Below are 13,402 nucleotides of genomic sequence, written 5' to 3' on the forward strand. Positions count from 1 at the left end.
GGGGAAGATGAGGAGAAAAGGGAGACAAGGGGACAAGGGGACAAGGAGATAAACAAAACTCCTAACTCTTAACTCCTAACTCTTAACTCCTAACTCAGCACTCAGCACTCAGCACTCAGCACTCCTAACGCCCAATGCCCAATGCCCAAATTATTACTTTTCCCAAAACTTGAAATTGAAACTACTTCCAGGAGCGCGACGGTAACGGCGACCGACCCTTCTGATTTGCCGTTTGTTGATCCTTTCATTCGTTGGTTCAACTTCAACCTCTTCTGACTCTTCAACTTGCAATTGAGTTCTAGTTTCTTCCTTACTTCCCCACCAAGCAGTAATCCAACCTCCAGCTAAAGCGCCTAATCCACCTAGCAAGATACTCATGGGTGCTGGATAGCCCAAATATACAAAGCCCAGCATGAAAAATAACCAGTATTTCAGTCCGGCATCAACGCCATCAGATGAGGCGACAGCTGGAGCTTGGGGGCTATTATCGGTTACATTTGTGATCCAGCTTAAGATGAAACCGCCCATGATTCCTAAGAAGATGCTCAGGGCTGGTGCGGAGCCGGTCATTATTAATATAAATGTTAAAAATGCCCCAAATAATAGTTGAGAAAAGAAGCTGGGAGAAATACTGAATAAGTCGTTCTTTTTGTCTGCCATAGAAGAAAAAAGTTATTAACCAATTACTAATTTGTAATTCGTAATTTTCAATTCAATTACGAATTACGTTAGCGCAGCGGTAGCGAGTCAACTCCTGCGGGGAGACGCCAAGGGCGAACGAGCGTCATTAAGAATTACGAATTATTTTAATTGTGCCTGTTGTGGTTGAGTTGTATCCCAAATCTTTACATAAGGTTGTTCCTCTTCTGTGAAAGGTTCAGCTTGTTTGATTTGTGAGGCTAATAAATCGGCGGTGGCATCAGCAATATCACCAGTGCGATTGTTCAAACGCTCTTTTAGAACTTCCAGCGGTGCTGTGCATTGGATAATCTGAAGGGGAAGTTGATGCTTTGTAGCTTGTGCGATCGCTTCTTGCCGTAATTGTTGTTTATCATACTTAGCATCTAAAATTACCGAGAAACCTTGTTTAGCCAGGATAATTCCCAATTCCAACAGGCGTGTGTAAGTTTTCTCGGTCATCTCAGGTGTATACAAATCATCGCCACCCTTTTCCCACAAAGGAATTCCCCCTAAATGCTTCCGCACCGCATCAGAACGCAGGTGAATCGCTCCTTGTTGACGGGCTAAAGACCTTGCTGTGGTACTTTTGCCAGAACCCGACAACCCCGACATCAAAATTAGTTGTCCCAGGTTTGGTTTAGTGTATTCCCAAGCCTGTTTGTAATAGTCAGCAGCCGTTTTTGTCGCTTCTTCCTTCACCGTCGCGGGTACACTCGGATCGTCTAGCAAAAATGATGTCACCTTTGCCCGGACATAAGCCTGACGACTTAAATACAAAGGCAGCACCTGTAAGCCTTCCCAATCTCCAGTTTGCTCTATATAGGCATTCAAAAACGCATTACCCAAGTCTTTACGCTGACGGGCTTCCAAATCCATTACTGTAAATGCCACATCGTACATCACATCGACAAAGCGAAACGGCTCATTAAATTCAATGCAATCAAACAACAAGATTTTATCGTGCCATAAAGCAATATTTCTCAGGTGTAAGTCTCCGTGACATTCACGAATATAATTGTTGTGAATTCTGCTGGTAAATAATTCTGGACGTTCGGCAAAAAAGTTATCTGTATATTGCTTTGTTTCTGTAAATTGCGCCTGAGTCTGGGGGCCACCAATATACTTTTCAGTTTGCTGATAATTCTCATCAAAGGCGGCCCGAACATTTGGCACTTCACCAAAAGTGCGAATGTAATCATTCGTCTGTGCTTCGGCATGATATTGAGCCACCACCCGTCCCAACTCATCTAGGCGTGTCTCATTTAACTTACCCTGTTCAAAAAGTGTACTTAATAGCGACTCTTGAGGAAACTGGCGCATCTTCAGCACATATTCTACAGCCTCGTCAGTTCCTCCTAAATGGTATTGTTCCCCTACCAAAGTTATAGGTAACACTTCTAAATACAGTTCACCTGCTCCCCGTTGATTCAACCGCAACTCTTCCTGAGAAAAATGTTGCCGCTTCTCTAAGGTGGAAAAGTCTAAAAAACCAAAATTCATCGGTTTTTTTAGTTTATAGGCGTAATCTCCAGTCAGCAGTACATAAGAAATGTGGGTTTGAATTAGTTGAATAGGTTCTGTTACTGCATGGGGATAAAATCCAGGTTGCAACATTTGCTCAATAAAAGCTGGAAGAGTTAGTTCTGTCATCTCTTTGTTCTGCGGGTTCAAATACAAAAAAACCAGGAGTTTCCCCCTGGCTATCATCAAAAATTATTACACACTTACGTAGCTTCAGAGGTTGTTTCACTCTCTAACTCAGCTTCATCCTCAGCAGCAGCGCTGATTTGCGGCTGCGAGACGCTAACTACGACTCGCTCTGTATCACCAAGAACTGTGACACCTTGAGGCAAGACTAGCTCGTAAATACGCAAGCTGTCTCCAATTTGCAGGTTAGAGACATCAATTTCAATTATTTCCGGGATGTTTTCTGGCGCACAGCTCACTTGCAATTCAGTAATAACAGTGTCTAAAAAACCACCTTCTTGTTTAACTCCAACAGCAGTTCCCATAAAACGCAGTGGTACTTCTACAGTGGTGTCGCCGTGGCCAGCAACTGCGAAAAAGCTGAGGTGATAAGGCGTACCTTTAGCTGGATGAATCTGAAGTTCCCGCAGCAAGGTTTTACCGCGCCAAGGTGCATCAGCAATATTCAACTCAATCAAGGTGTTGTTGACGGAAGCTCTTTTGAGCAAACGCTCAACAGTTTTAGCATCAATGGTCAAAGAAATGGATTCTGTACCCTTATGACCATACAAATTGGCAGGTATCAGTCCAGCACGGCGCAAAGCTCTTGGCTTGCTGCCTTCTGGACGTTTTTGAGATTCGACTGTAATAGCCATAAAAGTTGTCCTTTGTCATTTGTCAGTTGTCCTTTGTCCTTTGTCCTTTGTCATTTGTCATTTGCTAATGACCAATAACAAATGACTAATGACTAAATTTACGCACTAAGCAGGGTCGCAGCTGTGCCGTCGGGGTGCAATAAAGCGCGTTTGGGTCCGTGGATGGGGTCTTCTACGATTATGGTTTGATCGCGGCTGGCTCCTAGTGAGACGATCGCGATCGGAACTTCCATCAATTCGGCTAAGAATTTGAGATAATCCAATGCTGCTTGTGGCAAGTCTTCTAGGGTGCGGCAGTGAGTTGTTGACACTTTCCAGCCTGGTAAGGTTTTGTAGATGGGGCGACACCTAGCAAATTGACGAGAACTTGTGGGGAAGTGTTCGCTGCGTTGACCATCTATGTTGTATGCAACACAAACTTTAATTTCTTCTAATTCATCAAGAACATCCAGTTTGGTCAGCGCCATACAATCCATGCCATTAATCCGCACGGCATAGCGACCGATGACGGCATCAAACCAGCCACAGCGCCGTTTGCGTCCGGTGGTTGTGCCAAATTCCGCACCGCGATCGCACAACAATTCTCCCAACTCGCCATCCAATTCAGTGGGAAATGGCCCCTCTCCTACACGGGTTGTATAGGCTTTCGACACCCCAATTACCCGGTCAATCATTGTCGGCCCTACCCCAGTTCCAACGCAAGCCCCACCCGCCACCGGGTTAGAGGAGGTGACATAAGGATAAGTTCCATGATCTAAGTCTAGGAGCGTACCTTGTGCGCCTTCAAACAAAATATTGCGCCGTCGCTGAATTGCATCGGATATTTTCAACGATGTATCAACAACGTAAGGTCGCAAGCGTTCTGCATACCCCAAATACTGCTCAATCACCTCTTGTGGATCTAGAGGCGGCAAGTTGTAAAGCTTTTCTAAAATGACGTTTTTATAATTAATCGTCCACTCTAGCTGCTCACGTAGCCCATCCGGGTTCATCAAGTCTAAAACCCGAATGCCTGTACGTTCAGATTTGTCAGCATAAGTCGGCCCAATGCCCCGACCTGTTGTGCCGATCTTATAGCTTCCCCGTCGTTCTTCCGATGCCTGGTCAATCAATCGATGATAAGGCATCGTTACGTGGGCTGTCTCAGATATCAGCAGGTGGTCAGTGGAAATATTTAACTCTTTTAGTTGGTCGAGTTCTGCGATCAAAATCTGTGGATCGATCACTGTTCCACAACCGATAATGCAATCGGTATTTGGATACAAAATCCCAGAGGGAATCAAGTGCAGTTTAAAGGTCTGACCTTTAACTACAATCGTGTGTCCAGCATTAACACCCCCTTGGTAACGCACCACAACATCTGCAGAACGGCTGAGTAAGTCAGTTATTTTACCTTTTCCTTCATCGCCCCATTGGGCACCTATGACAATGACGTTAGCCAAGAGCTTATATTAAGAAGTAAAGTTTCCACAACCTATAATTATTAACATATCGCTTGAATCATGTCAAGCTTATTGCAGTAGGGGCGCACATCTGTAGATTGGGGGATGAGCAGGGCAAACGCATGTTATTTACTAATAAAAACTAAAAAGGATTCCCAAATTATCTAAATAAATAACTGTAAAAATTGATGAGGTTATAAACCAAATAAATCGGAGATTTTCTGAAAATATGAATTAGGTTTTCTTCAAATATATAATTTTTTATATTAAAACAAATCATTGATTGGGTATATAAAAAAAGTAAATCTCTCTTGAATTTGCAGTTGCCCATGCACTCACCATTACAATTGCACTTTGGTCACTAATGATAACCAATGCTTAACAAGCATCCAACTGATGATGTTGCATTAACCTTGAGGTTCATTTGCTAGGGGAACACCTGATTACCTACTAACAAAAATCCCCCAATCGGTCGGGGGTTAAAAAGTCAGAAAATAATATTAAACCTATTATTTGCAATCCTAGCGTTCACCTCGCTGACAAAAATCTTTCAAAAGTTTGAATGCTCTCTAAAGAACGATTGTGATAACCAACACAAATTAACGCTTCAATAAAACTGAATTTTTTCATTATTGCCTTGTGGTGGTTCACTAGCAGTAAGATCGAACACAAGAGGGTTAGGATGAATTGGGCAGCATACTCTTGCTTACCTGTATTTGAGTGAGATGTAAGTGATGGAGCAGCCTATCCAAAATCTGACTTTTTCCACTAAATTCAAATTAAAAACTTTTTTTTGCGTAATCTTAGTAATCCCACTACGCCGAGAGCAATTAATGCTGATGGTTCGGGAACAGAAATTTTTTGTGCTGTCAAACTAGTTTCGTAAGAAAGTTTAAGGTTTGTAGCCGACTCAACCGTATAACTAGCTTCAACTTGTTGTAATCCTCCCTCACCAATGGGAATGGAGAAGATACCGTCTTGATCTCCGGTTATTTTTTTACCCAAGTATTCTACTGTAACATCTGGAATTTGTTTTCCTTCGTAAAGAACTTGAACTTTTAAGTTATCTCCTGCTTTGACTGCAAGAGGATTCTGCAAGGATACGATTTCTAATGGTAAATTGAATGGTTTAGCCAGAGTCTCAGACCAATCATAAAGAGCTTTTGTATATTTCAGGTAATGGCCTACGTCTTGATATTGCCCAATTTCCTGCTCGGAAATACTGCGATATTCATTGTCGGATATTCTAGCATAATAGCCATTATCAAAAAATCCAGTTAATGCTGCAATTTCACTATTAGGAGTGAGAGATAATCCATCTTCTTTCTGGTTAATATTAAATGGAACTTCCTCCCTGATAGCATCATAAGCAGTAGCTTGCTTAAATTTAGATGTTTGGTAAGGTTCTGGGCCATCTTCTGGATGACCAAATAAGAGATTATATTCTCCGCTTTTGTAGTCAAACCAGATAACGTGTGCTGAGGCGGGCTGAATAATTAAAGGTAAAACTGCCACCGCTAATAGAAATTGTTTCCAAATTTTGGTAAACATCTAAATTGTCCTAAATCAGGTAATAAGTAATTAAAAGCATAATATTTGATGTATAACAATCCTCCTCCCAGGGATATTTATTAAAAATAATTTTAAATAATAAATATTGATTTTTCAAAAAGCATCTATTGTTAACAGTGATCCAATATTTTTTTACAATAAATAGCCTTGTTGCACGAACAGGGAAAATGCTAATCTGTGCTATCGTGGCTATCGTGAATAACCGGGCTGCAAAACCAGGAGATACTGGGTAGCTGATAATTGACCCACCTTTGCCTGCCTGACCGAAAACGCTTTCGTATACAAGCCCCTAAATTTATTTATGGAGAAGTAAAAAAATGTATTTTGAGACACACAGTGCAAGAAATACTACGTCCGTTTACTTGCCCCTGAATTTATTTATGGGGATTAAAAATTATTGAATGCGTGAATGCGTGAATGCGTGAATTCGGAGCGTACCCCTTTGGGGAAGCAAGCTACGCGCAGCGTCTCGTAGAGAAGCGACGTGACTGGGGAATTAATACCAATCAGGAAATCCCTGTGATTTTGCGGTTAATTAAAATTCTCAACGAAATATGTTGCATTGCAACGTCTCTGCAAATATTATAGATAGGCAAATTATCCGATCCGAACTGTATTGGCAACACTACAGCTAAAAATGAATTTATATTAAAAATGAACGGATTTATTTGTGAGTATCATGTATAAATCATCATCCCTAAAAATCCAGAGATTTACAACTATAAAAGATCGTATTTTGCTACCCGTGTTATCAAAATCCTTAAAATATTCTCAGTATTTGTTTTTAATCTTTAATCTTAACTGATGGAGGGCATCTGCGGCAGAAAAGGCGATCGCATGAGCAAAAAATGGTATCGAGTTCAAAAGCTAAAAGCAATATTCGTCCTAGCATTGGCAGTTGTATTTACTAATGCTGTAGTCTCATATAGCAATACTGTGAAGCTGATTCACAACCAGCAATGGCTAACAGACTCCTACAAAGTTATTACCCAAATTGAAAGTATTCAATTTACACTCAAAGATACTGAAGCTGCACAACGTAGTTATTTAATTACAGCAGATGCAGATGATTTACAGACTTATCTTGCAGCTTATCAACAAACTAATAGCAATATTCAGATTCTCAAAAATTTAACTGCCAAGAACCATCAAAAGCAGCAGTGGATTGGTTTTCTGGAGCCGAAAATTACCAACAGACTTAACATTCTGCAACAAGAAATTTACCTCAGAACAAACCAGGGATTAGAAGCAGCTCGGAAGCAAATATTATCTGATAATGACAAGCAAATCGGCAAAGAGATTCAACAACTGATTAACGACTCTTTGAAGGCAGAGCAAAATTTATTACAGCAGGGAATGCAGCAGTCACAAGCAAATTCCCAAAAAGCGATAGTGACATTTTTTATCGCTGCAATTGTGGATTTGGTGCTGGTGGCGCTGCTGTATGATTTGTTGTGGCGTTATATCAGGCAACTTCAGCAGACAGAACTGGCCCTACGCCAAAGCGAAAATCGTTTACGAGCCATAATAGATGCAGAACCAGAATGCATCCAGTTAATTGCTAGAGATAGCACCCTTTTAGAAATTAATGCAGAAGGGTTGGCAATGATGGAAGTGGAAAGTGCTGATATCTTGATTGGTAAACCAGTTGATGCCGTAATTGTGCCAGAGTATAAAGTAGCCTTTGCCGACTTGCATAAAAATGTCTGTCAAGGTAGTAAGGGGACTTTGAAGCTTGAAATCGTGGGATTTAAAGGCACTCGCCGCTACCTGGAAACTCATGCCGTACCATTACGTAACGAATCTGATGACACGTTCATGCATTTGGCACTGACGCGAGATATAACCCAGCAAAAACAGGCAGAACAGAAAATCCGCGAACAAGCAGCGCTGTTGGATGTATCAACTGATGCGATTCTGGTGCGAAATATCCACAACCAAATCTTATTTTGGAATAAAGGTGCTGAACGTCTATACGGCTGGAAGGCTGAGGAAGTTGTGGGTAAAAATGTTTTACAACTTTTATATAAAGAGATTTCACCACAGCTAGAAGATGCTTACTTGAGGGTGATGAATACGGGTGAGTGGCGGGGTGAATTGCATCAACTGACAAGGGAAGGCAAAGTAATTATCGTTGAAAGTCGGTGGACACTGATCCGAGATGATCATGGACAACCCAAATCCATTTTGAGTGTGAACACTGAGATTACGCAGCAGAAACAACTAGAAGCTCAACTTCTGCGATCGCAACGTTTAGAGAGTATCGGTACTCTAGCTGGCGGTATCGCTCACGACCTCAACAACATACTATCGCCAATTTTAATGTCAGTTCAACTGTTGCAGAAGAAATTGCCCGATTCGCAAAGTCAGCAAATACTGCAAACTTTAGAAAATAATGTCAAACGCGGCGCTAATTTGCTTAAACAAGTGTTATCTTTTGCACGGGGTATTGAAGATAAACGGACAATTGTGCAAATTCAGCCTTTGATGGCAGAGATTGAGCAAATTATCGCTCAAACATTCCCTAAATCCATTATTTGCCAGATAGATATCCCTAAAAATCTCTGGTACGTTCGTGCAGACATAACTCAACTACATCAGGTATTGATAAACTTAGTAATCAACGCCCGCGATGCTATGCCCAATGGCGGTATTCTTAGGATTGCGGCGGAAAATCTGGTGATTGGCGAACATTCTGCCCAGATAAATATTGATGCGAAAGTTGGTTCTTATATTGCGATCGTGGTGACGGATACTGGTATGGGGATGTCGTCAGAAGTCCAGCAACGGATTTTTGAACCATTTTTTACGACCAAAGACGTAGGCAAAGGTACAGGTTTAGGACTTTCTACGGCGTTGGGTATCATTAAGAATCACGGTGGTTTTGTCAATGTTTACAGTCAAGTAGGCAGAGGTACTCAATTTACAGTCTACTTGCCTGCCTCTACATTCAAAGACACACATTCGCTGTCTCAACAATTGGAATCATTTATAAAAGATGGCTAAACAACTTATATCATGTCCGGTTAATTAGTTATAATTCCCGTAATCTATGCAGAAACCGGAAAACCCTTTTTCCCCCAGTTAAGAGCCAGGATGATAACTTGGAAACCATCATCCGCCGACCAGTTAATGAACAACTTGCAATATTAGTAGGGATAGATAATATTATTCCGTGTCGGGTTGAACGGAGTAGCCGTGGAAGTTTTATCAAACTTGCAAATGGGCGGCTGAATTTAAGGACGAAGCCGGGGTAGGATTTTGGTTAGAATAATCCAGAAAACAAGGCTGGCGATCGCACCTGTGCCAATACTGTACCAAAAAGCTTGTGTTTGGTAGAAAGGAATATCGGGACATGGGGGTTGTTGAGCGATAATGACAGAGGATGCAATCTGGCTTGTTGCTAGCCCAATACTTGCAATAGCAATATTAGTCTCGATATTGCGATCGCGCTGTGCTTGCTCTATCTCCACCATCCCGCGAATTGTAGCGGTCAAGTTTTCTAATATTGCTAATCCTGGATTTAGACCTAGATAGTCTTTTTCTAATTGTACTTGATATTTGTCTTTGACTATCTTGCTGAATTCTTCTAAAAATTTCTCTTTTGGAAAAAATTTTTTACACTGTTTTTCGTAGTTACGCTCATTAACTTCAACTGTGTGCTGTTGAGTTTGCAGGTGGTTTATATCTCGCACGTAACTACTTACAGTCACAATGTTTTTTTGCAATTCGCTTTTTAGCTCTTCCAATCCTTTGTCTGATAAACTTTTTAAATTCTCCGGGTCTACTAAACTATGCTTTTTATATTCCCTTAATAGCCTTAATTTTATTTCCCGTCCTTGTTCATAAGCCCAAAGGATTTTATGTCTACATTCAAACAAGGATATCCATGCATTATAGTAACTACCGGCTTCCTTAATTTTATCTTGATCAGCATAGAAAATAACAATCACATGACTGTCTTTTTCAATTTCGTCCCAACGATTTTTACCACGCCACATTTCATAGACTGTAGCGCCTAGAAATTTTCCTAAATTTTGATATTCGTGTCCTTCTGGAATTAAGGCTTTGTAAGCTTGATGAGCTATTGCTTCAGGAATTGAGTTATGAGATGGAACTGTGAAGCCTGATATCATCCAAGTTTGCCCCAAATAGCCACTTTCTTCTTCCAAATATTTAGGGTCTGCAAGTCTTCCATGTGCTAAATTACCAATTTTTGGTAAAACATCTATATCTTTGATTTTAGTTAAGATATCCTCAATCTTAGATACATCATATTGCTGATTAAAAGAGCAGCTATAGCGTAGGCAGTTAGTATCGCCCAAATTCGCTTGACGGTAAGAACATTCATAAGATGAAGTTTTATCCTTAAAGTTAAGGCGTTGTGGATTTTGGTTGTCGGGTGTAGATGAGAATCCCTTTTCTTTAAGTTCTTTTACAAGTTGTTTTGCAAGCTCTGACCAGTACTCTTGCATATTGCTCGAGTTCTTTGTAAGATTATAAATCAATAAGTCTAGGGTGAGATACTCTATTTTAGACATTAAGGTTTTTTTGCGATAATTTCTAACTTGTGCTTCTTGGCTTCTGTACTTGAATCAGAAGCAGTAAAAATTGGTATGGCAATATTCTTAACGAAATGTTCGGGTGTTGTTGTAGGTTGCTTCTGCTTACTTTCGTCTTCGTATCTGTTGAGTTCTTGAGTTTTATATTGCGTCTGAATCTTCATTCGTGCATTATGGTAAGATGCCCTAAGAGACTCATTTTCAGCCAATTCTATCAGACGGTTAAGAGCATTATCTTTATTAGATGTGTTTACAAGCATTTCACCAACTTTATTGATTTCCTGCTGTAAAGCTGTTGGTAAAGGAGAATCTAATTCTACCAAAGCTGTTAAAAAGGCGCGGAGGGTGACTGTTTGTGGTTGGTTAAGCATAGGATGGAATAGGGGGTAAAGAAAATAAAGCTAACACCTAAAATAGGTAAAAAGCGCTGGCTTTCCAACGAACTGGCTCCTTTTACCCTGTTGTCCTTGGTTTACCAGTTAAAATAAAGCCAGCCGAATAATAAGGATGAGCATAGGGAACTTCGGTAGGTTCCTTCTTCTTTTTCTTTATGTGATCTTCAATAATTTCCGCTTCTGTTTCCAGAGAGGCTTTCGATTGGGGTTCATTCAATTCCTTGGCTAAGTCTCTATACCACTTAGCTAAATCTTGATGGGTTGACTGACGTAGCCAATCTTTTGCTTGTCTCAGTGCTATGGTAGGGGTTTGTCTTTGCTTGAGTAACTGGTAAAATTTAATTACGAGTAAAGCAGTGGAACGTTCATCGACTCTCCACAGAGTACTAACAACGTGGTTTGCTCCCTTGGCAAGAAATCCACTTACTAAACCAACATATTCATCGATTATCCTCTCTTTGCTGAATTCCTGGCTGGTGACCCCAGTTTCGCAAGCAGAAAGACAAATGAGTTGATACTTTCGTAAGTCTAATTCTGGACACTCAAAAATGTCACCCAAAGTCAATTTCTCTGTGTCTGCTAACACCAAAGCTGATTCTATCGGGTTTTCTAAAATGTGATAGCCATGTCCTGTAAAGTGAAAGTAACCTTCATACTCTCCTAAAGCTTCGATCAAGTTAGTTTTTGTTACAGTCTGGTTTGGGAATTTACCATAGCTTGGATATAGGTGGTAAAGAGCAGCAGATTGAATGTCTGTAAATAACAAGTTATTTAAAGACATTTCTATATTCACAAGTTTTGGGCTATCAGTATTTTCGCTGTTTGATGTCGATTCCAACAACTGCAAGCCAATCTGAAAACTTGGTAAGTAAGTAATGATAAAATCTTTCTCGTTAAATAGGTAATCTAGGGGTAATAGGTGTAATTCCCGGTGGGGAATGAGAATCAAGTTATCAACATCTTGGAGATTGTCTTGAACAATGCGTTTAATTTCTAGAATTTCACCAAGAGTTTCCAACATAGATTTCATATTTTTCCGCCAAGGAGTCGTTTGTTTATCTGTGTAAGGAGCATTACAGTAATCCTCATAAGACTTTTTCCATCGCTGCATCCAGCGTTCAAAACGCTGAAGCTGATAAAAATAAGGGCGAGAGTCTTTCTGTTGTGATTCGCTTGGTAATTGTGGTGACAGGATTTTTAGAGGTTCATTATGTTTGATAATGAAAGTAGTGATAGCAATGGGGCTGAGATGCCAGTAAATTACCGCAGTTTTGGGATTAAGTAGTTTTTGCGTCTGTTTAAACTCAAACTCCTCGGTAGGCGGTTGATAAATTGAACCTTCCTTCAGCCAAGCAAGGCAAATATTCTTGCGTATCTCTGCTCTTTCTAAAGCTTCTATGTGTTTCTCTGGAACTTTTGACTGTGCAAGGATATCTACCCGCATTTGATTAAAAGCCGCTAATTTGCTGTCTAGGGTTATTCTCTCTTGCTCTGATTTGGGTTCTTCGTTCAATTCTTCTAACTGCTGAGTCCCTTTCTCCAAATTTTCTTGGAATTTTTCAGGGTTATCCGATGAATATACTTTCAGCAATTCTTGCAAGAATTGCAAGTGTTCCTCCGGAAACTTATCAAATGTCAGAAACTCAAGGGCTTCTTCATAGCTTTTTTTTGCTTGAGATAAATCTGAGAAAAGACTTGGTTGTTGCATCATGTAATATTGCAACTGTTTCAATTTTTCAGAATGGAATTTGCTGCTACTTCCTTGCTCATCAGGTGTTGGTATATATACCGAAGTTTTTACAGCAGCTTCCTTCTTTAGAGCAGATATGTTTGCTAAACCCTGATTCTTATTCCAAGCTTCCCACCACTGAGGATCTATACAGTTAAGAGCGCGATTATAAAATTCAATGGCATCTCCATCTCGCTTTAACTTAACAAGTACATTTCCTTTGTTAACCAAAGCTTCATGCTTATCTGGTTTAAATTCAATGGCTTTGTCGAAAGATGCAACAGCTTCTTCGTAGCGTTCCAAAAACCCCAGCGCATACCCCCGGTTGTTCCAAGCCCAATCGTCGTCTGGTTTAAATTCAATGGCTTTGTCGAAAGATGCAACAGCTTCTTCGTAGCGTTCCAAAAACCCCAGCGCATACCCCCGGTTGTTCCAAGCTAAATCGAAGTCTGGTTTAAATTCAATGGCTTTGTCGAAAGATGCAACAGCTTCTTCGTAGCGTTCCAAAAACCCCAGCGCATACCCCCGGTTGTTCCAAGCTAAATCGAAGTCTGGTTTAAATTCAATGGCTTTGTCGAAAGATGCAACAGCTTCTTCGTAGCGTTCCAAAAACCCCAGCGCATACCCTGACTATCTAATTAGTATTTAAGAGCTTGAGACTCAAGCACAGCGAGAAGTT

Annotated in this window: 9 protein-coding genes; 1 reads left to right on the forward strand and 8 read right to left on the reverse strand. The window is 40.6% G+C overall.

Translation table 11 applies throughout. The features are described 5' to 3' along the window. Positions 1 to 153: 153 nt before the first annotated feature. From HWQ58_RS17430 to HWQ58_RS17450, 5 genes are all read right to left on the reverse strand, one after another. Positions 154 to 660, reverse strand: a complete 507-nt coding sequence (locus HWQ58_RS17430; RefSeq protein ID WP_292865020.1) for a hypothetical protein — start codon at positions 658 to 660, stop codon at positions 154 to 156. A gap of 141 nt (positions 661 to 801) precedes the next feature. Continuing rightward, complete coding sequence (locus tag HWQ58_RS17435; RefSeq protein WP_292865023.1) at positions 802 to 2,331, reverse strand: AAA family ATPase; 1,530 nt, start codon at positions 2,329 to 2,331, stop codon at positions 802 to 804. A 74-nt stretch (positions 2,332 to 2,405) separates the two neighbouring features. Continuing rightward, positions 2,406 to 3,023 (reverse strand): 50S ribosomal protein L25/general stress protein Ctc, encoded by a 618-nt coding sequence (locus HWQ58_RS17440; RefSeq protein WP_292865026.1) that lies wholly within the window; start codon positions 3,021 to 3,023, stop codon positions 2,406 to 2,408. Between the two features lie 98 nt (positions 3,024 to 3,121). After that, entirely contained in the window at positions 3,122 to 4,465 is a 1,344-nt protein-coding gene (locus tag HWQ58_RS17445) for an adenylosuccinate synthase (protein WP_292865029.1), read from the reverse strand. A 774-nt stretch (positions 4,466 to 5,239) separates the two neighbouring features. After that, positions 5,240 to 6,016, reverse strand: a complete 777-nt coding sequence (locus tag HWQ58_RS17450) for a DUF4198 domain-containing protein (protein WP_292865031.1) — start codon at positions 6,014 to 6,016, stop codon at positions 5,240 to 5,242. 825 nt (positions 6,017 to 6,841) lie between these two features. Between HWQ58_RS17450 and HWQ58_RS17455 the strand changes: the two genes are divergently transcribed. Continuing rightward, positions 6,842 to 9,043 (forward strand): PAS domain S-box protein, encoded by a 2,202-nt coding sequence (locus tag HWQ58_RS17455; RefSeq protein WP_292865033.1) that lies wholly within the window; start codon positions 6,842 to 6,844, stop codon positions 9,041 to 9,043. Between the two features lie 230 nt (positions 9,044 to 9,273). Here the strand turns inward: HWQ58_RS17455 and HWQ58_RS17460 are convergent, their stop codons facing one another. The 3 genes from HWQ58_RS17460 to HWQ58_RS17470 all read right to left on the reverse strand — a co-directional run bounded on the left by HWQ58_RS17460 (position 9,274) and on the right by HWQ58_RS17470 (position 13,341). Beyond that, positions 9,274 to 10,512: a hypothetical protein gene (locus HWQ58_RS17460; RefSeq protein WP_292865035.1), complete on the reverse strand. Its 1,239-nt coding sequence runs from the start codon at positions 10,510 to 10,512 to the stop codon at positions 9,274 to 9,276. A 65-nt stretch (positions 10,513 to 10,577) separates the two neighbouring features. Next, on the reverse strand, positions 10,578 to 10,970 hold the full coding sequence (locus tag HWQ58_RS17465; RefSeq protein ID WP_292865038.1) for a hypothetical protein: 393 nt from the start codon (positions 10,968 to 10,970) through the stop codon (positions 10,578 to 10,580). Positions 10,971 to 11,052: 82 nt separating this feature from the next. After that, on the reverse strand, positions 11,053 to 13,341 hold the full coding sequence (locus HWQ58_RS17470; protein WP_292865056.1) for a CHAT domain-containing tetratricopeptide repeat protein: 2,289 nt from the start codon (positions 13,339 to 13,341) through the stop codon (positions 11,053 to 11,055). Positions 13,342 to 13,402 lie beyond the last annotated feature (61 nt).

This window comes from Nostoc sp. LPT (assembly GCF_017115165.1).
Classification (GTDB): Bacteria; Cyanobacteriota; Cyanobacteriia; order Cyanobacteriales; family Nostocaceae; genus Nostoc.